This window comes from Pseudomonas sp. AC239 (assembly GCF_979258545.1).
Genome location: NZ_OZ409864.1, coordinates 4435961 through 4459221, shown reverse-complemented (window position 1 = coordinate 4459221; position 23261 = coordinate 4435961). Strand labels below are relative to the sequence as shown.

The window sequence follows — 23261 nt, the reverse complement described above, 5'->3', positions numbered from 1 at the left end:
TTTTATTGTTGTGGTGGGCATGTGGCTTTGGCGTCGAGGATGGCGCCTGAAGCTGCGGCCTCCGAAATCGAGGCCGCAGATGAAACCGAATCAGCCCTCGCCCAGTTCACGCATGACGGCATACAGCGCAGATTTGGCTTCGAAGCCGACGCCCGGGATATCCGGAAGCCCGACGTAGCCGTTTTCAACGCGGATGCCATCGGCAAAACCACCGAATGGCTGGAACACGTCCGGGTACGATTCGTTGCCGCCCAAGTGCAGACCGGCGGCGATGTTCAACGACATCTGGTGACCACCATGCGGCACCACGCGGCGCGAAGACCAACCCAGCTCTTCCATCACTTTCAGGGTGCGCATGTACTCGACGAGTCCGTAGGACAGCGCGCAGTCGAATTGCAGGTAGTCACGGTCAGGGCGCATGCCGCCGTGGCGCAACAGATTGCGGGCGTCCTGGTGAGAGAAGAGGTTTTCGCCGGTGGCCATCGGCAGTTCGTAGTGATTGGCCAGCTCGGCCTGGAGGGCGTAATCCAGCGGGTCGCCGACTTCTTCGTACCAGAACAGGTTGTACTTCTTGATCGCTTCGGCGTAGGCGATACCGGTCTGCAGATCGAAGCGGCCGTTGGCGTCGACCGCCAGGCGCTGGCCGTCGCCCACCACTTCGAGCACCGCTTCGATGCGGCGAATATCCTCGTCCAGCGGTACCGCGCCAATCTTCATTTTGACCACGTCATAGCCACGATCCAGATAGCTCTGCATTTCGGCCTTGAGCTTGGTCTGGTCCTTGCCCGGATAGTAATAACCACCAGCCGCATACACCCAGACTTTGTCATCGGCCACACCGTCGCGATAACGATCAGCAAGGAGACGATACAGCGGCTTGCCTTCGATCTTCGCCACCGCGTCCCACACCGCCATATCGATAGTGCCGACCGCTACTGAACGCTCGCCATGCCCGCCCGGTTTTTCGTTGGTCATCAGGGTTTTCCAGATGGCGAACGGATCGAGGTTATTGTTCTCGTGATCGATCAGGGTTTCCGGGTCGGCTTCAGTGATCCGCGCCAGAAAGCGATCGCGCATCAACGCGCCCTGGCCGTAGCGACCGTTGGAGTTGAAGCCGTAACCGATGACCGGTTTGCCGTCGCGAATCACGTCGGTAATGACCGCGACGACCGAGCAGGTCATCTTTGAAAAATCGATGTAGGCATTGGCGATCGGGGAAGCAATGGAGACGGTTTTTTCACGGATATCGACGATACGCATGACGGGTTCCTCTTGTTGTGGTGACCCAACGTTATGCGTTGCGACGACACCCGCCCAATGCTATTAATGCCGCGCCCTATGCACAGGAGGCATTGCCCTTGGAACTGGTTTGGCTTGAGGATTTTTCAGCGCTGGCCGAGTACGGCAGCTTTGTCCGGGCCGCCGAAGCGCGCCATGTGACGCAGCCGGCGTTCAGTCGCCGAGTGCGTTCGCTGGAGAACTGGATGGGTGTGGAGTTGTTCGTACGCACCCCGCAAGGCGCAACGTTGACCGAAGCCGGCCGGCAGATTTTGCCCAGCGCCCAGGAAGCGGCCAGACGCCTCTACCGCATGCGTTCCGAGGCCCAGGAAGTGGCTGGCATGGCGGCGAAAACCTTGCAGTTCGCCGCAACTCATTCGCTGTCATTCACCTTCTTCCCCCGCTGGCTGCGCAGCGCCGAGAATGGCGCGCCAATCGACGCGGTTCGCCTGCACTCCGACAGCATGGCCGTGTGCGAACAGATGCTGATTCATGGTCAGGTGCAGTTCCTGCTGTGCCATCGCCACCCCGACGTTCCGCCGTTGCTGGCACCTGATCAGTTCATGGGCAAGAAGGTCGGCGAGGATGTACTCGTGCCGCTGGCGAGTGCTTCAGCGCAATTTGGCACATCGCCTGAAACCCTGCCCTATCTGGCCTACACCCACGAATCCGGACTGGGCCGAATCGTCGCCCACAGGTTGCATGGCAAGGCTGATTATCTGCACCTGAAACCGCTGTTCAGCAGCCACTTGGCCGCAGTGCTGATGTCGATGGCGCTGGAAAGCAAAGGTGTGGCCTGGCTGCCGAAAAGCCTGACCGAACAGGAAATGGCTGACGGGCGTCTGGTCAGGGCACTGGATGAAAGTTGGGATATTCCACTGGAGATTCATTTGACTCGCCCGACGGCACCGATCAGTCCGTCGGCGGAGGAATTCTGGGCGAAGCTGGGGGAGTGAGCGCCGCGATTGTGCGTTTTGCCGGAACCCTCAGCCCCTCACCCCAGCCCTCTCCCGAGGGAGAGGGAGCCGATTTCGCTGAGGTTCAATCCTGAGTTCGACCCGGTATTTCAGGTCGGCGTATCTCTACTAAACACCTCGGTCAGTCCCCTCTCCCTCCGGGAGAGGGCTAGGATGAGGGGCTTTTGGCCTTTGACTCGATTTATGCCACCGTGAGCCCAGTCCATTGCTCCGAAACCGCCCAGAGTCGCTCCGCCAACTCGCCATCCGCCGCCCATTTCGCAACACCCTTGCGGCCGACTTCAGGTTGATTGATCGGCGCAACATTGCAGTCTTCGCAATACACGCCACCCAACTCCGCAAGCGCCGCACTGGTCGCACACCACAACCCCGTCGCGGCGCCCTGCTCCACCGTTTTAAGTCCGTTGTGGGCATCCAGCCGTGGCAGGCCCTGCTCGTCCAGCGCATCGAATGCGGCAAGTTCCGCCGTGCTCAAGTGCCGTGCCAGGTCCGTCAGGATCTGCCCCGGATGCAATGAAAATGCGCGAACGCCATGGCTACGCCCACGCTGATCCAGTGCAATCGCGAACAAGGCATTGGCTGTTTTCGACTGACCATAGGCGACCCATTTGTCATACGGCTGCTGCAAGAAATCGATGTCATCAAAGTCGACCCCGGCAATCTGATGCCCGCGCGAGGACACCGACAGCACCCGCGCCTGCCCAGCCTTGACCAGCGCCGGCCAAAGGCCGCAGGTCAGGCGATAGTGGCCCAAGTGATTGGTCGCGAACTGGCTTTCATGGCCATCGGCATCACGCAGCAATGGCGCGGCCATGATTCCGGCGCAGTTGATCAGCAATGACACTGGCTGACCCGCGCTGACCACGCTGTGGCTGAACGCCGCCACCGACTCGGCCTGCATGAGATCTATGGGCATCACGCTGACACCGTCAACACCCGCCAATGCTGCCTGAGCACGCGCCGTATCTCTGGCCGGCACAATGACTTTCGCGCCCGCCGCCGCGAGGCTTTGGACCGTAAGCAGACCCAGGCCGGAATAACCGCCAGTGACCACGGCGAGTTGCCCGTGCAGATCGACGCCGGCCATGACCTCGGCCGCTGTGCTGGCGGCGTTGAACGGTGATTGCACAGGTTGTTGAAGCGTGACCATGAGGGTAATCCTGAGTGAGCTATCGAAGGCCTTCATTCTTGGCTAAGCTCTCGGGACGAACCAGTCTGATAAATCCAGGTTTCTGTCGTGATCATCCAAAATCCTGCTGGCGATCCACTCTCTGCCGTATTGGCACTCTCGGAACTGCGCGCAGCCTGCTCGGTTCGCTTGCAAGCGGGAGGCGACTGGGCGCTGCGTTTCCAACCCATCGAACTGAAATTCAACGTGGTGCGACGAGGCGAATGCTGGCTGCGCATGCAAGGCATGCCGGCGCGCCTGTTGGAGGCCGGCGACTGTTTCGTGGTGTCGCGTACGCCGTTCATTCTGGCCAGCGGCGTCGATGTCGAGGCGGTGAACGCTGCAGATGTTTTTGCCCTCGACGGCGCCTCGGCGACGTTCGGCGTCGGCGAGGATGTCGAGTTGCTGGGGGGCAGCGTGTCGCTGTCGGGTCCAGGCGCGACAGAGCTGCTTGAGGTGCTGCCGGCCTCGCTGATCATTCGTGCCGAAACCGCAGGCGCCTCGTCGTTTGGCTGGCTGCTGGATGAACTGGGCCGCGAGTGGCCGTCGCATCAGGCCGGCTCGCAGGCAATGTGCAACGACCTGCTGCGGCTGATCTTCATCCATGCGCTGCGCCATCACATCAACAGCGCCGATGCCGAACAACTGGCGTGGCTGGGCGGGCTGCGGGAACCGGCGATTGCTGGCGTCTTGCGCGCCATTCATGCGGCTCCGGAAAAGCCCTGGCGCCTGACGCAAATGGCCGAGATTGCCTGTATGTCGCGATCCGGTTTCGCCGCGCTGTTCAAGACATGCATGGGTGTAGCGCCAGTCGAATACGCCACGCGCTGGCGGATGCGCGTGGCCGCGTTTCGCTTGCGCAATGGTCGGGATACTGTGGCGACTGTCGCCGCGTCACTGGGCTATCTGTCCGACGCGGCTTTTGGCGCTGCCTTCCGCCGCGTGCACGGAATATCGCCTGGGCACTACAGGCGAGATCCGCTCCTGTAGCCCAATGATCGAGGTTATGATCACGACAATCGCCGCCAAGGACATCCGCCGATGCCTGCCATGAAAACCCGCCCTACCCCCGCGCCACTGCTCAAGCCCGGCGAAACCGTGGTGCTGTTCGACGGCGTGTGCAAACTGTGCAACGGCTGGGCGCGTTTTCTGATTCGCCATGACCGCCAGCGCCGCGTGCGGCTGGCGACCGTGCAATCGCCCGAGGGCCAGGCCTTGCTGGCGTGGGCCGGTTTGCCGCTGGACGAGTTCGACACCATGGCGGTGCTCCGCGACCGGCATTATTGGGAGCGCTCGGATGCATTCCTGGAAGTGGTCGGGCAATTGCCGGGGCGCTGGCAGCCGCTGAAACTGCTGCGCATTGTCCCGCGTCGTCTGCGCGATTGGACTTACGATCGCATCGCGCTGAACCGCTATCGGCTGTTCGGCAGGTACGACACTTGCCTGCTGCCAACGGCGGATCATGAAAGCCGTTTCCTAAAGGCCCACGGCTAAGTTGATCAGTTGCAGCGGCGTCATTTTCGTCACCATCATCAGCACGATGACAAACATCCCGGCGAACCCGGCGACGCCCATCCAGAACCACCAGCGGTACGTGCTCGCGTAGCGATCATCCAGCGGCTGGTCAGCCTCGCCCGCGCTCAGTGCCATGCTGTGCAAGCGTTTCTGCAACACCAGCACCGGCAGCCACAATGCGCCCACACAGAAGAAAATGATCAGCGAAGTCAGCAGCCATTCGGTGCTCATCGCAAGCCCCGAGAGCCGCATCAGCAGATAGCCGGTAATGACCTGCACAAACCCGGCCGGCGTGGTGATCCACGTATCAAAGCGCACCACCATTCGTGCGACATGGGCGATCACTTGCGGGTTGCCGCTGCGGCTGGCGGCGATCAGGTAGAGGTAGGAACCCATGCCGAAACCAAAGAGGAAAATCGCCGCAATGACGTGCAAGTACTTCAGGCAGAGATAGAGCATCTCAACGATGCCCTTCGGCGAACTGAACCGACAGGCTCAAGTTGGCCGGATCGTTGATCGCCGTCAGGTATTCCTCAACGCTGATCTCGCCCACACACGGCCGCGCGCCAGGTTGCGGCGCATAACCCCGAGCCATTTTTGTAGCAAGGGCGACGGCGGCGCAGCTGGGAATTTCCGGGCCTTTGTCGTTCAGCGCGGTGAGTTGCGCGGTCATGCTCAGCGGCTGGTCGTCAAGTCCGATGCCTTGAACATCGATGTACATCGCGCTTTTGCCATCACCGAAGCGTTCGAACCACGTGCCCAAGCGATGCAGACGCGCCGCCCAGCGCACATGATCGCGCACCAGACCAAAGCGCAAGGCTTGCGCGAGCAAGGCGTTGGCGACACCGCCGAGCTTCAGGCCGGCGCCAGCCTTGAAGCGCAGCGTCTGTGCGCCATAGCGGCGTGCGAAAATACCCATGTCCGGCACATCGACATTGGCCAGCACCCGCTTGCCCAGTTGCGGCATGCTGCGCAGGGTCAGATCGAGCCAGCCCAATACTTCGTGAACCTGGCCGTTTTTCAATTGTTTGATCGGTTTGCCGGCATAGGCGAGCACGCCCTCGACCGTGGACAGCCCCGGCATTTTTGCCGAGGAAGAAATGCCATGCTCGATCGAGTCGATTCGCGCAAAACGCGAGCGCTGCTGATCGATGATTGCCGAAGATAAGGTCGGCACGGAGCTGCAACCGCTGAGCACCGCTACGCCGGCTTCCCTGGCGCGGGCGTTGAGTACATCAATGCCGTTGACGAAGGTGCGGCAGTCAGCCAGATCGCAATAATTGACCCCGGCGCCGATGCAGCTTTCAGCCACTGCGTAGGATTGCCCCTGAAACGGCCCGCCGGTGTGCACCACCAACTGGATATTGAGCTCGCGCAGCGCCGCCTGAAAATCTGCGCCCATTGCATCGCCGCACCAGCCTTCGCACGGGCGGCCCGACTGCGCTTGCAGCTCGTCAACCTTGCGCTGCAACTTGCGCGCATCGCGGCCCGACAGCAGCAGCTCAATCTCTGGCATCTGCGCCAGATGCCGACAGACGATGCTGCCGAAATTGCCGTAACCACCGACGACCATCACCCTGAATGCCATTGCCCTGTCCCTGTTCCAGCCCAAACGTATGGCGCTGAGGATATAGGCCGCAGCGGCAATCAGACATCTATTTTGCAACCGGGTATCACTGCGTCCGCTTGTCCCGGGCAAAAAGAATGAACCCAACGCCCCGCTTGTCGCCTAACGCACAGACCATCAGGAGGTAAGCCTATGCAAATCGAAACCGTGTGGATCGTATTGGCGGTCATTCTCGTGCTGATCGAGCTTTGGGCCATCAACCGGGTGCGTAAAAGCGAGGGGAAATCGAGCAATAAAGGCGTGTGGATCGTGCTGATCGTGTTTGTGCCGCTGTTCGGCCTGATCGCCTGGGCACTGGCGGGGCCCAAGCATGTCGGTCGCATTTCGCCTTCCCAGGCGAACCGGTGAACCACGGGTGCAGGCCCGACTCAAGCACCACCACAGCCCGGCTTATGCCGGGCTTGTTATATGCAATGTCTTCTGCGCGGATATCTTGCAGGCTGCACGAAAGCATTGTGCCTGCTTCGATGCCAGCCCTTGATTTAGAAGGGTTGTGCTTGATCGGCGAGTTGGCATGAGTCCTGCGATAGCCTCTTCCTGAATACACAGCAGCGTGAAAAAAAGAACGCTGTGTTCAATCCGTGAAAAGCAGAGGCCTTAAAAAAAATGAATGCCATCGACCTTCTCAAAGCCGACCATGAAAAAGTAAAAGCCATCCTCAGCCAACTGAGTGAGTCCACCGACCGCGCGCTGAAAAAACGCGTCGAGTTGCTGGGCAAACTGGAAATGGAAATCACCATCCACACTCGCCTCGAAGAAGAAATTCTTTACCCTGCCTTCAAGGAAGCCGGCAGCAAGGAAGAAGACATCATGTACTACGAGGCCAAGGAAGAGCACCGCACCGTGGACTCGCTGGTGCTGCCTGATCTGAAAGAAACCGATCCGGGCACGCCGGAATTTGCCGGTCGGGTCAAAGTAGTCAAGGAGCTGCTGGAGCACCACATCGAAGAGGAAGAAGAGGAAATGTTCCCGAAAGCGCAGAAGCTTCTGGGCAAAGCCAAGCTCGAGGAACTGGGCGCGCAAATGGAAGCCTTGAAGGCGAGCCACAAAAAGGAAATGGCGGCTAACAAGATCGCCGCATGAAGCGCTGAAGACACCGAAGCCCGACAGCGATGCCGGGCTTTTTTGTGCGCTCAAAATGAATCTCCCTCTCACACTGGATTTGGGGGTGTTCCGGAATTTCCGGGCAAGCCAGGAAACCTGTGGGAGTGAGCTTGCTCACGAAGGTGTCAGGTCAGCCAGATCATCTATGACTGACACTCCGCTTTCGCGAGCAAGCCCGCTCCCACACTGGATTTGCGGGCGTTCAGGAATTTCCGGGCAAGCCAGGAAACCTGTGGGAGTGGGCTTGCTCACGAAGGTGTCAGGTCAGCCAGATCATCTATGACTGACACTCCGCTTTCGCGAGCAGGCTCGCTCCTACACTGGATTCGCGAGCGTTCAGGAATTTGCGGGCAAGCCACAAAACTTGTGAGAGTGAGCTTGCTCACGAAGGTGTCAGGTCAGCCAGATCATCTATGACTGACACTCCGCTTTCGCGAGCAGGCTCGCTCCCACACTGGATTTACGGGCGTTCAGGAATTTCCGGGCAAGCCAGGAAACCTGTGGGAGTGAGCTTGCTCACGAAGGTATCAGGTCAGCCAGATCATCTTTGACTGACACTCCGCTTTCGCGAGCAGGCTCACTCCCACATTGGATTTGTGGTGTTCGGGATTTTCTGAGCGAACCATGAACCCTGTGGGAGTGGGCTTGCTCACGAAGGCGTCAGGTCAGCCAGATCATCTATGACTGACACTCCGCTTTCGCGAGCAGGCTCGCTCCCACACTGGATTTGCGAGTGTTCAGGAATTATTGAGCGACCACGAAAAATGTGGGAGTGAGCTTGCTCACGAAGGCGTCAGGTCAGCCAGATCATCTATGACTGACACTCCGCTTTCGCGAGCAGGCTCGCTCCCACATTGGATTTGTGGTGTTCGGGATTTTCTGAGCGAACTATGAAACCTGTGGGAGTGGGCTTGCTCACGAAGGCGTCAGGTCAGCCACATCATTTATGACTGACACTCCGCTTTCGCGAGCAAGCCCGCTCCCACACTGGATTTACGGGCGTTCAGGAATTTCCGGGCAAGCCAGAAAACCTGTGGGAGTGAGCTTGCTCACGAAGGCGTCAGGTCAGCCAGATCATCTATGACTGACACTCCGCTTTCGCGAGCAGGCTCGCTCCCACACTGGATTTGCGGGCGTTCAGGAATTTCCGGGCAAGCCAGGAAACCTGTGGGAGTGGGCTTGCTCACGAAGGTGTCAGGTCAGCCAGATCATCTATGACTGACACTCCGCTTTCGCGAGCAAGCCCGCTCCCACACTGGATTTGCGGGCGTCCAGGAATTTCCGGGCAAGCCAGGAAACCTGTGGGAGTGGGCTTGCTCACGAAGGCGTCAGGTCAGCCAGATCATCTATGACTGACACTCCGCTTTCGCAAGCAGGCTCACTCCTACACTGGATTCGCGAGCGTTCAGGAATTTGCGGGCAAGCCACAAAACTTGTGAGAGTGAGCTTGCTCACGAAGGTGTCAGGTCAGCCAGATCATCTATGACTGACACTCCGCCTTCGCGAGCAGGCTCGCTCCCACATTGGATTTGGGGTGTTCGGGATTTTCTGAGCGAACTATGAAACCTGTGAGAGTGAGCTTGCTCACGAAGGTGTCAGGTCAGCCAGATCATCTATGACTGACACTCCGCTTTCGCGAGCAGGCTCACTCCTACAGGGATGGTGGTGCCACTGGATGCTGGCTTTGGTCAAACCGCCCACGGTGGCGCCGGATCGAACTTCGCTTCAATCCATTCCTTGAACGCCACCACCGCCGCCGGCGGGAACCGCGACGACGGCCGGACCAGATAGACACCGCCCGCCGAATCCAGATGCCAGTCGGGCAGTACCTGGATCAACCGCCCTGCCGCCAGATCGCGGCTCATCAGCCAGTCGCCGGCGCCGAGTATGCCGGCGTCGGCCCGGGCGGCGGCGAGCAGCGATTCGCTGTCGCTGGCGGTCAGGTTGCCGTGTGGCGTGATGGTCTGCACCTCATTGCCGCGATACAGACGCCACAGCGGGAACGACGCCAGCCCGCTGAAGCGCAGGCAATTGTGTTGCAGCAGGTCCTGCGGGGTGTGCGGCATGCCGTGCGCCTCAATGTAGCCCGGTGACGCGCAGAGAATCCGTCGATGGTCGCTGAGCTTTTTTGCGATCAGCCGATTATCGTCAAGCTCGCCGATGCGGATGGCCGCGTCGAAACCCTGCTCGATGATGTCGACGAGGCCTTCGCTGTAATCGGCGACCAACGAAACGTGGGGATGAGCCCTGAGAAATTCCGGCAGCAGCGGCCCCAGCCATAACCGCCCCATCGCCGCCGGCAAGGCCAGACGCAAGGTGCCGCGCACTTCGCTGGCGCCCTGCACCGCTTGTTGTTGCGCCTCGTTCATCAGCTCAACGGCTGCGCGCAAGCGCTGTTCGAGCTGGAGGCCGGCCTCAGTGATACGCACGTGTCGCGTCGAGCGCTCGACCAGCCGCACGCCCAGTCGTTTTTCCATCGCCGCAAGGCGTTTCGAAACGATGGTCGGATGGCGCTGCAGCATGCGCCCCGCCGCGACAAACGAGCCCTGCGCGGCGACGGCCAGGAAGGCAGCGATCTCATCGCTGTGCGGGTTGCTCAGAACATCCAGATTCATGGTTTTAGAATAATCGTCCCTGATGATCGCCCCGATTCGAGATCGGCGTGCGCTTGTGCCGCGTCGGCCAGTGCATAGCGCGCGCGGATCTGCGGCGTGATGATACCGGCGGCAACAGCGGCCAGCACGTCTTGCGCACGTTCCTGATATTCCGCAGTTGTCGCGGTATGTGCGGCCAGCGACGGACGGGTCAGGAACAGCGAACCCTTGGCGTTCAGCGTGGCGATTTCCACCGCTGCCGGCGCGCCGGTCTGCGCGCCGAACGAGACCATCAATCCGCGTGGGCGCAAGCTGTCCAGCGAGGCCTGAAAAGACACCCGGCCAATCGGGTCATACACCACGTCGACCTTGCGCCCCTCGGTGATACGCAACACGTCGGCGGCAAGTGTCTCGGCATCGAACACCAGCACTTCGTCGCAGCCCGAAGCGCGCGCCTTGTCGACGCTGGCCTGTTTCGACACCACACCGATCACCGTCGCGCCAAGGTGTTTGGCCCACGGCACCATGATTTCCCCCAGACCACCCGCGACGCCATAAAGCAGCATCGTCGTGCCGGGCCCGACCGGGTAAGTTGCCTTCAGCAGGTACTGCGCGGTGATGCCTTTGAACAGCACCGCCGCTGCATCTTCGAACGACAGCTCATCGGGGATTTTTACCAAGCGCTCTGCCGGAAACAGCCGCGCCGAGGCGTAACCGCCCAACGGGCCAGTGGCATAAGCGACCCGATCACCGACGCGGACATTGCTCACGCCAACACCGACAGCGGCCACCCGACCCGCGCCTTCCAGACCCAGCCCAGACGGCACCGCTACCGGCACCGCACCTTTGCGCTGGGAGACATCGAGGTAATTGACGCCAACCGCGGCTTGCTCCAGCCAGACCTCGCCGGGCCCAGGGGTTTGCCCGCTGACACTCTGCAATTGCAGGACGTCCGGAGCGCCCGTTTCGGTGAAGCGGATTGCGTTGGCCATGGTCATCTCCATTCATTCGTTAACCGTTGAGCTCAGTCTGAAAGCTCAGCCTTCAACGAACAAGCCAGCCTGAATGCAGTTCATTGCTGCATTTTATGCAGCTATGGGTACAAAAAAGAGCGGCACGTGCTGCCACTCCCTTTGAAAAATCAATCGAACGCGCCGTTGAGCACCTCGTAGATCAGCCCGGTGGCCAGCGCAACGAGAATCAGATCGGTGCCCACCTGTTGCCATTCGTAGCCGTCATAGTGCGGCAAATGGCCAAGCAGACGCCCGTCCAGCTTCTTGGCGATGCCCGGTGGCAGCGGTTTGCCCCGTGCCAGATTCTTTTGAATACCCGGCGGCAGCGGCGGCCCCGGATTCCAGTATTCGCCGCGATAGCCGCCGATGATGCCGAGAATATTGCCGCGATCAACGCTCGGACCACCGCCGCGATTGCCAGAGGATGGCTCGCCTTTGTTGCCATTACCCTGGCCACCCCCGCCCTGTTTGCCGTGATCCTGCATGTTCTGCGGTTTGCCCTTGCCGTTGCCCTGGCCTCCCTGACCACCCTGGCCCTTGCCATTGCCGGGGTCGGCCAGCGCCGTCGTGCTGCCAACCACCAGCGCGAGGCAGGACAGCGCGGCAACCAATCTGCGAAGTTTTTTCATGGGCGGTTCCTTAAGTGTGCCGGGCTCTTGAGTCGAGCATAGTGCTCAGCTTAGTGGATTTCCCCTTGCTGACCACTCGGCCTTGCGTCAGGATTCCCACCCTCTCCACCCCTGATCGAAAACTCATGAATCGCCAAAAGAAGCTGCAGCAGTTATTCAAGGAAAAGGCCAAAAAGGCCAACGCCAAACTGGCGCCGAAAAAGCCCAAATACATCTGCAAGGCTGATCGTTTGAAGCTGGAAGCCGAAGCGGCGCAGGCGTCGGCCGAGAACACCGAAAGCTGATTCAGGCCGTCTCCCGCGACGTCAACCAGGTCATCAGCGCCGCCAGCACCAGCAATGCCGCGCTGGCGAAAAAGGTCAGCCGATATCCGCTGCCGTCGAACAGCAGACCACCGACGGTAGAGCCCGAAGCGATCGACAACTGCACCACCGCCACCATCAGCCCACCGCCCGCTTCGGCATCGTCGGGCAGCGTGCGCGCCAGCCACGACCACCAGCCTACCGGCGCCGCCGTGGCGATCAATCCCCACAAGCCCAGCAACACGAACGTCGCGACCAGCGAGCTGCCCAGCCCGATCAGCGCCACAGCGATCATCGCCATCAGCAGCGCAATGGCGATCACCACCCTGTACAGGCCAGCCTTGAGCACCGAGCCGATGACCGCGGTGCCGATAAATCCCGCCACGCCAATCACCAGCAGAATCATCGACAACACTGAAACGTCGACCCGCGTCACGGTTTCCAGAAACGGTCGCAGGTAAGTGAACAGCACAAACTGCCCCATGAAGAACAAGCCGGCGCCGAACATGCCGAATGCCACCCGGCGGCTTTTCAGCAATGCAAAGACATTGCCTGCGCTCACCTTGCGCGGCGCGGCGGGGAGCGCCGGCAAACTGATCCATTGCCAGAGCAGCGCAATCAGCGCGACCGGTATCAGACAGAAAAACGCCCCGCGCCAGCCAATCACGCTGCCCAGATAACTGCCCAACGGCGCCGCCACGACGGTCGCCAGCGCGTTGCCGCTGTTAAAAATGGCCAGCGCCTTGGGCACGCTGGCCGATGGCACCAGACGCATGGCCAGTGCCGCCGACATCGACCAGAAACCGCCGATCACCACGCCGATCAGCGCGCGGCCGATCATGTACACCGTGTAGTTGGGCGCCAGACCGACCACCAGCCCGGAAGCGCACATCAGTGCCGTCAACAGCAGCAACAAGGTCTTGCGGTCCATCGAACCGGCGAGTCTGGCGATCGTCAGGCTGGTCAGCACGGCGAAGGCGCCGGAGATAGCGATGCCGTAACCGGCCAGGCCTTCGCTGATGTGCAGGTCCGTGGCCATCGGCGTGAGCAGACTGACCGGCATGAATTCGGAAGCGATCAGCGCGAAGACACACAAGGTCATCGCGAATACACCGCTCCAGTACGCCGGTTGCTCGCCGGTTGTGGATGCGCCCATGGATTGGGCTGTCGGGTTATCAATTACTTGGGCCGTCATGAAAAACCTGCTTTGGAGACGATTTGATCGAAGCGTTTGTGCCTCGTTACTCAGGCTGTAAAGCTTGACGGATTGCGAATAACTTGATTAGTAGCGGTAATCTTCATGTGCTTTTGAGAAAAATTCAGCAATGAGCAACGCCAAAGTCAACGACCTGCAGGCCTTTCTGGCGGTGGCGCAGGAGCAAAGCTTCACCAAAGCCGCCGCTCGCCTCGGCGTCACGCCCTCCGCGCTGAGCCATACCGTTCGCGCGCTGGAGCAGCGTCTGGGTATTCGCTTGCTCGCCCGCACCACGCGCAACGTTTCGCCGACCGAAGCGGGTGAGCGCTTGGTGCGTTCGATTGCACCGCTATTCGAGCAGATCAGCGCCGAGCTTGAAGCCCTCGGTGAACTGCGCGACAAGCCCAGCGGCACGATCCGGATTTCCTGCACGGACGATCAGATCGAGTTGTGCATCCGGCCGAAGCTTGCGCAGTTTTTGCGGGACTATCCGGACATCACGTTAGAGTTTTATGTCGATTACGGTTTCACCAACGTGGTCAAGGAACGCTTCGACGCCGGCATTCGACTAGGCGAATCGATCAGCAAAGACATGATCGCCGTGCGCATCGGCCCGGACTGGCGCCTGGCGGTGGTCGCCTCACCCGACTACTTCGCTCGCCATCCGGCGCCCGCCTCGCCCCACCAGTTGACGGAGCACAGGTGCATCAACATCCGCCACCAACCAGCCGGCGCGATTTATGCCTGGGAATTCGCGCACAAGGGTCAGGACTTCAGCGTGAAGGTCGACGGGCAACTGGTGTTCAACAGCATCATGCATGTGCTCAATGCCGCCGTAGATGGCATCGGCGTAGCGTACGTGCCCGAGCAATTGGTCGCGCCCTATCTGGCGGATGGGCGACTGGTGGAGGTGTTGAGTGACTGGTGCCCAACGTTCCAGGGCTATCATTTGTATTACCCGAACAGACGCCAGGGCTCGGCGGCGTTCGCGGCGTTTGTCGAAGCGCTGAAATACAACCGCTGACAAACGCAACTCTTCAATCAAACTCAAAACCCTGTGGGAGCGGGCTTGCTCGCGAAGGCGCCAGATCAGATACATCTACATTGAATGACACACCGCTTTCGCGAGCAAGCTCGCTCCCACAATGATCCGGGGCACACCAACGATCCCCATCCCAACCAAGATTCCTGTGGGAGCGAGCCTGCTCGCGAAGGCGTCAGCACATTCAACATCTGCATCGCCTGAACTACCGCTTTCGCGAGCAGGCTCCCCCCCACAATGATCCGGAGCACACCAACGATCTCCATCCCAGACAAATTCCCTGTGGGAGCGAGCCTGCTCGCGAAGGCGTCGGCACATTCAACATCTGCATTGCCTGAACCAACGCTTTCGCGAGCAAGCTCGCTCCCACAATGATCCGGGGCACACCAACGATCCCCATCCCAACCAAGATTCCTGTGGGAGCGGGCTTGCCCGCGAAGGCGTCAGTACATTCAACATCTGCATCGCCTGAACCACCGCTTTCGCGAGCAGGCTCGCTCCCACAATGATCCGGGGCACACCAACAATCTTCATCCCAGACACAATCCCTGTGGGAGCGGGCTTGCTCGCGAAGGCGCCGGCACATTCAACATCACCATCGCCTGAACCACCGCGTTCGCGAGCAAGCTCGCTCCCACAATGATTCGGGGCACACCAACGATTTCCATCCCAGACAAAATCCCTGTAGGAGCGGGCTTGCTCGCGAAGACGGCGGCACATTCAACATCTTCATCGCCTGACCCAGCGCATTCGCGAGCAAGCCCGCTCCCACAGGTGTTCGCGGCGCGTGCCAAATCCCGGCAACCCACAATATCCAGTGTAGGAGCGGGCTTGCCCGCGAAGGCGCCGGCACATTCAACATCACCATCGCCTGAACCACCGCTTTCGCGAGCAGGCTCGCTCCCACAATGATCCGGGGCACACCAACAATCTTCATCCCAGACACAATCCCTGTGGGAGCGAGCCTGCTCGCGAAGGCGCCAGCACATTCAACATCTGCATTGCCTGACACACCGCTTTCGCGAGCAAGCTCGCTCCCACAATGATCCGGGGCACACCAACAATCTTCATCCCAGACACAATCCCTGTGGGAGCGGGCTTGCTCGCGAAGGCGCCGGCACATTCAACACCTGCATTACCTGAATCACCGCTTTCGCGAGCGAGCTCGCTCCCACAATGATCCGGGGGCACGCCAATGACCTCCATCCCAACCAAAATCCTGTGGGTCTGCATATGAATCAGCGGGCAAAAAACCATCTGAATTTTCCCGCCAATCTGCCCCCTAAAATTGTGGGCGGTCGATACACGTCCGCCGATGCAAGGAGGGTCAGCATGCATGTCGGATAATCAAACGCCTTCGCCGCGCGACACACAGGAATCCACCCAAACACTATTGAGCCGTTTGCTCATGGCACGCGGGCCCGGTGGTCAGGAGGATGAGGTCCGGGCGATCTGCCTGGAAGAACTGCGGCGCCATTGCGACGAGGTCTGGACCGATCGGGCCGGGAATGTCATCGGCCTGCTCAAGGGCCGCGAACCCGATCCGGACGGCAAGCACGCTGTGCGCATCATGGGCCACATGGATGAAATCGCCATGCTGGTCAAACGCGTCGAGCCGGACGGCACGTTGCGGGTGGTGGCGTTGGGTGGGGCGAATCCGGTCAACTTTGGTGCCTGCCCGGTGGATATTCTCGGCGACGCGCAAACCCTGCCCGGCGTTCTCTCGTTCGGTTCGATGCACGCCACCACAGGCTCGCCGCAGGGCAAGGATGTGATGAGCGGCGCGGTGGAATGGAAAGACGTGCACATCATCACCCGCCATGATCAGCAGACCCTGCAAGGCATGGGCGTGCGTCCGGGTACGCGGGTTGTGCTCAGCCAGCACTGGCGCACGCCGTTCCGGGTAGGTGATGCCACCGCCGCGCATTTTCTCGATGACCGCGCGCCTGTGGTCGCCATGCTCCAGGCCGCCGAGCAACTCAAGCACAGCCGGACCGAATTGGCGCACGACACCTACTTTGTCTTCACCACCCTCGAGGAAGAAAGCAACGCCGGCGCAATGTACGCCGCTGCACACCTGTCCGGCGACACCACAATCGCGGTGGAAGTCGGCCCGGTGATGAGCGAGTACGCAACGCGATTGAGCGTCGACCCGATCATCGATACCGGCGACCAGAAAGGCTATTACTCGCGCGGCGTGGTCATGGCCTTGGCCGACGCAGCAAAGCGTTGCGGCTTCGATCCGCAGTTCGCCCTGCTGGTGGATTTCGCCTCCGACGCCAGCGCGGTGATGAGCTCAGGCATCAGCGCCCAGGCCGGATGCATCGCGATCCCGACCGAGAATACCCATGGTTTCGAACTGGTGGTCGACGGCGCAATTGAAGCGTGTGCGCAGACGCTGGTGGAATATTTGAAAGGACTGCAGACGACGTAGCAGCTTAACCCGCAGGACAAAAACAGGGAGGCCCATAAGCGGCCTCCCTTATCTCCCACCGTCAGGAAGTACCCAGACCTTGCGACAAATCGGAAGACGAAGGCCGCGCCGTTTCCGGCTTGGTCTCCACTTCGGTTTGTTCAGTGGTTCGAGTTACCGTGTCACGCACTGCTTCATACCCTTCCTGAGCTTTCTGCTTGGCCTTGTCGACCATGCCTGCGCTGGTGCGGCCCATGTAGCGCTGTTCAGTAGACGTAGTCGGCAACGCCGCGCCGAGCAATGCACCGAGTGCGACCCCGGCGGCAGCCACCATCAGCGGTTGCTCCTTGAGCATGTGGCTGAATTGCTGGCCAAGCACTTGCGAATTACGCGACAGTCGATCACTGGCGTCGTGCATCGCATGGCTTAGATTTTCCTTCGCTGCACCGACGTTTTCCCCCAAATGGCTGGCCTTGCCTTTCAGTGCCTCATAACCACCCTTCAGCGAGTCAGTGGTCGAGTGCAGATGCGCGCGAGCACTGTCGATGCCGTCGGCCAAACCGTCCGCCCACTCGCCAGCCTTGTCCTGATCCGGACCGCTGCGATAGGTTGGTTGCGGCACGGGTGGGCGATTCTGGCCCATCATCAGCCAGAGCAGCCCCACGGAAGTCAGCACCGCTGGCACCGGGTTATTGCGCACGCTGGTGCCCAGATTGGTGAAGAACGTCGAGCCGTTGCTCTGCATCATTCCCCAGGCCTGATCGATCATCTGCCCGGGGGTGAATTTGCTTTCCAGTTGATCGACGATATTGCCGATGCTCGCGCGTTGCGCATCGATTTCGCGTTCGATCTGCTCCGGGCTTTTTTCCGCTTCGATATCCAGTTCGCTTTTCATGAGACTTTCCTCCGCAGCGCTTCCTGATCCTTGTTCAAGGCGTCGAGGGTGCGATCAGGTTTGAAGTGAGACGGCTCGAATTGTTTTTTCCCGGATTGCAGCATGACGAAACCAATGACCATCACCACCACGCCAACGATCAACGCGGCCAGCCATGGCGCCATGAACATGCTCAGGCCATAGACCGCCGACATCAGCAGAATGATGAAGCCGGCGAGGAACACGATTGCGCCACCGGCCACCGCGCCGATGCCAGCTTTGAGCGTGCTGAGGCTGTTCTGCAGTTCGGCTTTGGCCAGCGCCAGTTCCTTGGTGAACAACGCCGGGACTTCGCGCGACAGTTGTCGCAACAGGCCGACCACCGAAGCGTCATCCGTTTGGCCGAGGGGCCTTGCCCCGCTCAGATCAGATTCATCTCTGTTCATCACAGTTCTCCTTTGGCGTCGGGTGCGTGCGGTACGGAAGCCGCGGCAAAATCTGAGGGGTGATCGCTGTCACTCGGCGAGGTCGGAGTGATGCCGGTGGCCAGTCCCGGATTGGCGTGGGCCGATGACGGCACTGACGATTCATAAGGCCGCTGCGCGCCATAATCGGCTGGCGGTGGCGTCGATGTCGTGCCTGCCGCCGGATCGTGTTCGGCGCTGACCGTCGCCGCAGCCGCCGTGCCCGCCTTGAGAAACCGCGACAGTCCGAAACCGATAGCAATGCTGCCGGCGATGAATAGCCCCGGATTGCTGCGCGCCAGATCGGCGGCATCGTGCAGCAACTGCTCGGCGCTCTTGCCGCGCAGATTGCCCGCCAGCCCGGTCATGGAGTCCGCCATATCCGTCAGGTAGTCGGACATGCCCAGCGTGTCCTTGTCCTGCAACTCCGAGACGAAGCTCTTTGCGCCTTGGGCCAGTGCTTCTATCTGTTCGGCCGCGGTGTCACGGTACTGTCCGAATTGCGCGTCAGCCTGTTGCCGCGCGCCGCCAATTGCTTCATTGACGTCGTCCTTCAAATGTTCAAAACCCTGTCCAGGCTTGCTGTTCGGATCACCTGGTTCAAAGCCTGCCCTGCTGTCTTGAGTATTCATGTGGCCCCTCGCGTTCTGACTTGAAAACGGAAAATCGGAGCTACACGGCAACATTGCCTCGAGCCCCCACATAGAAGATGACGAAGCAGCTTGCGCGAGAGTTCAAAGAGGTTGATGAGCGTGCCGTGTCAGGTCTTGATCAGCGACGAAAGGTTGCGCTTGGCACGATTACGTTGAGCTTCTGCGCCTGGCTGCGGTCAAGACAAGGCACAAGCATTTATCTGCAACACGACGCTGAAACCCGCAACAACGCCGATAGATGGCAGAATCCCCACACCCTGATCACTTCGGAGACCGCAATGCTTCGCCTGTTTGAAGAAAGGCTCGACCCCTTCCCGCCCGACGAGGCGCCGCCACCGCCAGTCGGTCTGATGCGTTTCTTGGGGGCCTGCACCCGGGGCGCGCGCGGTTACATCCTCGCCTTTGCCCTGCTCAGCGCCAGCGTGTCGATCTATGAGGCGTGGTTGTTTTCCTTCCTCGGGCAAGTGGTGGATCTGCTCTCGACCTGGCAATCCGGCGGCGCCGCCGGTGATGAGGAAAGCCGCGTGTTGTGGGGCATCGGCATCGTGCTGGTAGTCAGCATTGGTCTGGTGGCGCTGCGCACGATGGTTCAGCACCAGATCCTCGCGATCAATCTGCCGCTGCGCCTGCGCTGGGACTTTCACCGGTTGATGCTGCGGCAAAGTCTGTCGTTCTTCTCCGACGAGTTCTCCGGCCGGGTCACGACCAAGGTCATGCAGACTGCGTTGTCGGTGCGCGAGGTGCTGTTCACCTTGATCGAAATTCTCCCCGGCATCGGCGTGTACTTCATCGCGATCATCGCGCTGGCCGGTGGCTTTGCGCTGAAGCTGATGCTGCCGTTTCTGGCGTGGATCGTTCTGTTCGGGCTGGCGATGGTGTATTTCGTCCCGCGTCTGGGCAAGGTCGGCCAGGAACAGGCCGATGCACGCTCGTCGATGACCGGGCGGATTGCCGACGCCTACACCAACATCACCACAGTCAAACTGTTCTCGCACTCCAAGCGTGAAGCGCACTTTGCCCGCGCGGCGATGGAAGATTTCAAGCTCACCGGCTTCCGCCAGATGCGTCTGGTGAGCCAGTTCGAAATCGTCAATCAGGCGTTGGTGGTGGCGTTGATTCTCGGCGCTGGCGGTTATGCGTTGTGGCTTTGGCATCAGGGCGAAGTCGGCACCGGCGCCGTCGCGGCGATCACCGCCATGGCGTTGCGCATCAATGGCATGTCGCACTGGATCATGTGGCAGATGACTTCGCTGTTCGAAAACATCGGCACCGTCCAGGACGGCATGGCCACCCTGACCAGCGGCCCGAAAGTCCAGGACGCGCCGGATGCCAAAGTGCTTGAGCCTGCCGGCGGCGAAGTGGTTTTCGACAATGTCAGCTTCAACTACAACGGCGAACGCCAAGTGCTCGACGGCTTGACCCTGCACATTCGTCCCGGCGAGAAAATCGGTCTGGTCGGCCGCTCCGGTGCGGGCAAGTCGACCCTGATCAACCTGCTGCTGCGCTTCTATGACGTTGATCGCGGCGAGATCCGCATCGATGGGCAGAACATCGCCGAGGTCACCCAGGACAGCCTGCGCAGCGTGATTGGCATGGTCACCCAGGACACCTCGCTGCTGCACCGTTCGATCCGCGACAACATTGCCTACGGTCGCCCGGACGCCACCGACGAAGACATCCATCGCGCGGCAGTGAACGCCCAGGCCGATGGCTTTATCAGCCAGTTGAGCGACAAACAAGGCCACAGCGGTTACGACACGCTGGTCGGCGAGCGCGGAATCAAGCTCTCCGGCGGCCAGCGCCAACGCATCGCCATCGCCCGGGTGATGCTGAAGAACGCACCGATCCTGTTGCTCGACGAAGCCACCAGCGCACTGGATTCCGAGGTTGAAGTCGCGATCCAGGAAAGCCTCGATGAAATGATGCAGGGCAAAACCGTGATCGCCATCGCCCACCGCTTGTCGACCATTGCAGCGATGGACCGACTGATCGTCATGGACGAAGGCCGCATCATCGAACAAGGCACCCACGTGCAACTGCTGGAGAAGAACGGCACCTATGCGCGTCTGTGGCAGCACCAGAGCGGCGGGTTCCTCGGTGAAGATCGCGGTTTGGTTGAGGTGATGGAGGAGTGATCAGGCTGGAGGGCCGGGGCCGGCTCTCCATCGATTGGCCTAGATGGTGACGGGGCTTTCGGTATTAACCGGAAGCTTTACGCGAAACACGGTTCCGCCTTCCAGGTCAGAGCTGACCTCGATCGAGCCGGCATGCGAGGCGACGATTTCCGAAGCGATAAACAGGCCTAGACCGAGCCCGGCAACCGGCCCGTGATCAACCACGGAGCGCTGCGAGAAGCGCCCCATCGGGTTGAAGATGAACGGCAACACATCTTCCGGAATCGGCTCGCCGCCGTTGTGCACCGTGAACACCGCGCAATCCTCCCGCGCTTCCAGTGCAACCGTAACCGGAAACTGATTATCGCCGTGGGTCACCGCATTGCTGATGATGTTGGAAAACACCTGTTCCATCCTGGCGCCATCGAACGCTCCCATCACCGCTTCCGTCGCATCGAACCGCACGTTGGCCTGCGGATGAAAGGCGCGGATTTCCTCGATCACCCGCTCGCACACAGGGCTGAGATCGATCAGGGATTTTTTCACCGGAATCCCCGGCCCCATCTGGCAGCGCGTCAGATCCAGCAGGTCGCCCACGATCTGGCTGGCGCGCTGCACGCTGGCGTAGATCTGCCTGGCCACTTTGCTGGTGCGCGGGTCGGTAGCTTCGGTACGACGCAACATATCCGCACCGAGCAGAATCGCCCCCAGCGGCGTGCGCAAGTCATGGCCGAGAATCCCCAGAAACACGTTGCGCGACGCCTCGACGGCGCGCGAGTAGCTGGCAATCGACTCGGCCAGCGCCTGATCGATGGCTTCGTGAAAGCGTGTCATGTCGTCGACATTCACCGATTTGCCATCCTTGACCTCACGCAGCCATTGGGTCAGCACACTGGTGCGCAGCGCGCGGTATTCCGACACCATCTGATCGATGGTAAAACCGGCCATCAGCCGCGTCACCGCGTGGGTTTCCGCAGCCGTTTCTTCATCGTCGCGCGGCGCCTGGCCCTGGGCTTTGGCGATTTGTTCGCTCATGGTCTGCTTGGTTCGCAGATCGATCACGATGGCGCGCAACATCTGCTCGGCGTGATCGCGCAGCGCGACGTTATCGAGTTCCGCACCTGGTGTCTCGATGGTGCGGGCGAAATCTTCCCAGGCCTGGAGGATCGGCTCTAGGTTTTCGAGAATGAAATCTGGCAGGCGCATGGCTGTAGTCCGCAGGGGAAATCCATCAACGCCAGCAGCTGAGCCGGCGCAGATTTCGGAAAGGGCAATTCAGGAGTACAGAAAGTACGGCTGAGGGGATGCAGCCTACCACCAAAGCGCTGGGCTAACGTTGGAGGAAAATCGATGTGCTGAAGAGGTTGCGGTCGGCATGAGATGATCGCTGCGCCCGCAACGAACGCCTCTGAAGCGACTACGGCTACGGACTCCTTGCGATGAGAGAAGTCCGTTTCAAGAGGTTATCCGTCGAGAGTCTTCACTCCAGGCATTGCTTGGGCGTCAGTCGAGTTTGCTCGGTGTTCGGCACCTCAGCACTGACATCTGCCTGTTTACGGCTGCTGAATTCAATCGGATAAGGCCCGGTCTGCGCCAGAGCTGCCTGCACACGGCTGACAAAGGCCGCGTCGTCCAGGGTGTAGAAAACCCACACCTGACGCTTTCCGCCGGTGACCGTGCACCCCCACTTTGCGAACCCATCCGCCGTTACGGCCGCCTTAATCAGGCGGTCCACCTGCATCATCCGCGCGGATTCCTTCGAACTCGGCAGGTAGCGATCCGACACGTATTTCCAGCTGATGCGAGACTTGTAAGGAAATGCCTGGGTATCCTTGAGATTCAAGTCGGAAGACATGCGAAAACTCGCTGGCATTGGCTCGTCAGGAAAATCTGACGGTTGGAAATTGCTGTCGCCTGGCACGGCCACTTGTCGTTGCGGATTGTCAGCAGGATCATCACTGAGCAGTATTCTGAGCGCTTCAGCTTGGCGCTCTTTCCGCTCGCTCACGCATTTGGCGTAGGCCGTTGTATGCGCTGGACCGGCATCCAGACAAGGATCGCGCTCCACCGGTTTTGGAGAATGGGAGCGCGTGCAGCCGGTCGTGATCAGACTTGCCAGCAGCAATAAAACAACGGCTGGCCAGATTTCAGGGCGCAGGGAAGCGTGGAGAGTGACTTTCAAGTGGCCTTCCTTGGATGAGCAGCAGTACAAGACATATGGAAAACGGCGCATTTTGCCTGCCACCCCTGCCCCATGAACAGGCCGAAGCGGAATTAATGTGGCAATTCATCACAAGCA

Annotated in this window: 22 protein-coding genes and 1 pseudogene; 9 read left to right on the top strand and 14 right to left on the bottom strand. The window is 60.3% G+C overall.

Annotation, left to right across the window (positions count from 1 at the left end; translation table 11 throughout):
• Positions 1-90 precede the first annotated feature (90 nt).
• On the bottom strand, positions 91-1260 hold the full coding sequence (locus tag ACZ0AZ_RS20465; protein ID WP_039764111.1) for a mandelate racemase/muconate lactonizing enzyme family protein: 1170 nt from the start codon (positions 1258-1260) through the stop codon (positions 91-93).
• 98 nt (positions 1261-1358) lie between these two features.
• Between ACZ0AZ_RS20465 and ACZ0AZ_RS20460 the strand changes: the two genes are divergently transcribed.
• Positions 1359-2234 carry a LysR family transcriptional regulator gene (locus tag ACZ0AZ_RS20460; RefSeq protein WP_039764113.1) on the top strand — a complete coding sequence of 292 codons (876 nt, stop codon included), beginning with the start codon at positions 1359-1361 and terminating at the stop codon, positions 2232-2234.
• 202 nt (positions 2235-2436) lie between these two features.
• Here the strand turns inward: ACZ0AZ_RS20460 and ACZ0AZ_RS20455 are convergent, their stop codons facing one another.
• Complete coding sequence (locus tag ACZ0AZ_RS20455) at positions 2437-3405, bottom strand: oxidoreductase (RefSeq protein WP_463538007.1); 969 nt, start codon at positions 3403-3405, stop codon at positions 2437-2439.
• Between the two features lie 87 nt (positions 3406-3492).
• Here ACZ0AZ_RS20455 and ACZ0AZ_RS20450 point away from each other — a divergent pair, with 87 nt between their 5' ends.
• Entirely contained in the window at positions 3493-4413 is a 921-nt protein-coding gene (locus ACZ0AZ_RS20450) for an AraC family transcriptional regulator (protein ID WP_463538006.1), read from the top strand.
• A gap of 51 nt (positions 4414-4464) precedes the next feature.
• Positions 4465-4917, top strand: coding sequence for a thiol-disulfide oxidoreductase DCC family protein (locus ACZ0AZ_RS20445; protein WP_310409792.1), 453 nt, complete (start codon positions 4465-4467; stop codon positions 4915-4917).
• Here the strand turns inward: ACZ0AZ_RS20445 and ACZ0AZ_RS20440 are convergent.
• Positions 4900-5397: a DUF2269 family protein gene (locus ACZ0AZ_RS20440; protein ID WP_039764117.1), complete on the bottom strand. Its 498-nt coding sequence runs from the start codon at positions 5395-5397 to the stop codon at positions 4900-4902. The genes ACZ0AZ_RS20445 and ACZ0AZ_RS20440 overlap by 18 nt on opposite strands.
• A 1-nt stretch (position 5398) precedes the next feature.
• Positions 5399-6526: a saccharopine dehydrogenase family protein gene (locus tag ACZ0AZ_RS20435; RefSeq protein ID WP_463538005.1), complete on the bottom strand. Its 1128-nt coding sequence runs from the start codon at positions 6524-6526 to the stop codon at positions 5399-5401.
• Between the two features lie 171 nt (positions 6527-6697).
• Here ACZ0AZ_RS20435 and ACZ0AZ_RS20430 point away from each other — a divergent pair, with 171 nt between their 5' ends.
• Both ACZ0AZ_RS20430 and ACZ0AZ_RS20425 read left to right on the top strand, forming a co-directional pair.
• Positions 6698-6913, top strand: coding sequence for a PLD nuclease N-terminal domain-containing protein (locus ACZ0AZ_RS20430; protein ID WP_039764119.1), 216 nt, complete (start codon positions 6698-6700; stop codon positions 6911-6913).
• Positions 6914-7171: 258 nt separating this feature from the next.
• Positions 7172-7648, top strand: a complete 477-nt coding sequence (locus ACZ0AZ_RS20425) for a hemerythrin domain-containing protein (RefSeq protein WP_039764120.1) — start codon at positions 7172-7174, stop codon at positions 7646-7648.
• Between the two features lie 1709 nt (positions 7649-9357).
• Here the strand turns inward: ACZ0AZ_RS20425 and ACZ0AZ_RS20420 are convergent.
• From ACZ0AZ_RS20420 to ACZ0AZ_RS20410, 3 genes are all read right to left on the bottom strand, one after another.
• A complete protein-coding gene (locus ACZ0AZ_RS20420) occupies positions 9358-10284 on the bottom strand; it encodes a LysR family transcriptional regulator (RefSeq protein WP_463538004.1) in 927 nt (308 codons plus the stop codon).
• Entirely contained in the window at positions 10281-11255 is a 975-nt protein-coding gene (locus ACZ0AZ_RS20415) for a quinone oxidoreductase family protein (protein ID WP_129998460.1), read from the bottom strand. The genes ACZ0AZ_RS20420 and ACZ0AZ_RS20415 overlap by 4 nt, the downstream gene beginning before the upstream one ends.
• A 149-nt stretch (positions 11256-11404) precedes the next feature.
• Positions 11405-11905, bottom strand: a complete 501-nt coding sequence (locus ACZ0AZ_RS20410; RefSeq protein WP_039762148.1) for an anti-virulence regulator CigR family protein — start codon at positions 11903-11905, stop codon at positions 11405-11407.
• A gap of 125 nt (positions 11906-12030) precedes the next feature.
• Between ACZ0AZ_RS20410 and ACZ0AZ_RS20405 the strand changes: the two genes are divergently transcribed.
• On the top strand, positions 12031-12189 hold the full coding sequence (locus ACZ0AZ_RS20405; RefSeq protein WP_080769419.1) for a DUF2986 domain-containing protein: 159 nt from the start codon (positions 12031-12033) through the stop codon (positions 12187-12189).
• A gap of 1 nt (position 12190) precedes the next feature.
• Here the strand turns inward: ACZ0AZ_RS20405 and ACZ0AZ_RS20400 are convergent, their stop codons facing one another.
• Entirely contained in the window at positions 12191-13402 is a 1212-nt protein-coding gene (locus tag ACZ0AZ_RS20400) for an MFS transporter (RefSeq protein WP_463538003.1), read from the bottom strand.
• A 130-nt stretch (positions 13403-13532) separates the two neighbouring features.
• On the opposite strand from ACZ0AZ_RS20400, the gene ACZ0AZ_RS20395 reads away from it, so the two are divergent.
• Positions 13533-14426 carry a LysR family transcriptional regulator gene (locus tag ACZ0AZ_RS20395; protein WP_463538002.1) on the top strand — a complete coding sequence of 298 codons (894 nt, stop codon included), beginning with the start codon at positions 13533-13535 and terminating at the stop codon, positions 14424-14426.
• A gap of 963 nt (positions 14427-15389) precedes the next feature.
• Here ACZ0AZ_RS20395 and ACZ0AZ_RS20390 read toward each other — a convergent pair.
• Positions 15390-15626 (bottom strand): annotated as a pseudogene (locus tag ACZ0AZ_RS20390) (hypothetical protein); the annotation flags it as partial.
• Between the two features lie 154 nt (positions 15627-15780).
• On the opposite strand from ACZ0AZ_RS20390, the gene ACZ0AZ_RS20385 reads away from it, so the two are divergent.
• Positions 15781-16878, top strand: coding sequence for a M28 family peptidase (locus ACZ0AZ_RS20385; RefSeq protein WP_463538001.1), 1098 nt, complete (start codon positions 15781-15783; stop codon positions 16876-16878).
• A gap of 61 nt (positions 16879-16939) precedes the next feature.
• Here ACZ0AZ_RS20385 and ACZ0AZ_RS20380 read toward each other — a convergent pair whose 3' ends face one another.
• The 3 genes from ACZ0AZ_RS20380 to ACZ0AZ_RS20370 are packed head-to-tail and all read right to left on the bottom strand — an operon-like array spanning position 16940 to position 18827.
• Complete coding sequence (locus ACZ0AZ_RS20380; protein ID WP_463538000.1) at positions 16940-17752, bottom strand: DUF3618 domain-containing protein; 813 nt, start codon at positions 17750-17752, stop codon at positions 16940-16942.
• Positions 17749-18177 (bottom strand): phage holin family protein, encoded by a 429-nt coding sequence (locus tag ACZ0AZ_RS20375; RefSeq protein ID WP_052269127.1) that lies wholly within the window; start codon positions 18175-18177, stop codon positions 17749-17751. The genes ACZ0AZ_RS20380 and ACZ0AZ_RS20375 overlap by 4 nt, the downstream gene beginning before the upstream one ends.
• Positions 18177-18827, bottom strand: coding sequence for a hypothetical protein (locus ACZ0AZ_RS20370; protein WP_129998455.1), 651 nt, complete (start codon positions 18825-18827; stop codon positions 18177-18179). The genes ACZ0AZ_RS20375 and ACZ0AZ_RS20370 overlap by 1 nt, the downstream gene beginning before the upstream one ends.
• A 299-nt stretch (positions 18828-19126) precedes the next feature.
• Here ACZ0AZ_RS20370 and ACZ0AZ_RS20365 point away from each other — a divergent pair, with 299 nt between their 5' ends.
• The gene (locus ACZ0AZ_RS20365) at positions 19127-20983 is read left to right on the top strand and encodes an ABC transporter ATP-binding protein (RefSeq protein ID WP_463537999.1); all 1857 of its coding nucleotides are present in this window, start codon (positions 19127-19129) and stop codon (positions 20981-20983) included.
• 39 nt (positions 20984-21022) lie between these two features.
• On the opposite strand, the gene ACZ0AZ_RS20360 is transcribed toward ACZ0AZ_RS20365, so the two are convergent.
• Together ACZ0AZ_RS20360 and ACZ0AZ_RS20355 are read right to left on the bottom strand one after the other, a co-directional pair.
• A complete protein-coding gene (locus ACZ0AZ_RS20360; protein WP_129998454.1) occupies positions 21023-22168 on the bottom strand; it encodes a sensor histidine kinase in 1146 nt (381 codons plus the stop codon).
• Between the two features lie 274 nt (positions 22169-22442).
• Positions 22443-23144, bottom strand: coding sequence for a DUF695 domain-containing protein (locus ACZ0AZ_RS20355; RefSeq protein WP_165368396.1), 702 nt, complete (start codon positions 23142-23144; stop codon positions 22443-22445).
• Between the last annotated feature and the right edge of the window lie 117 nt (positions 23145-23261).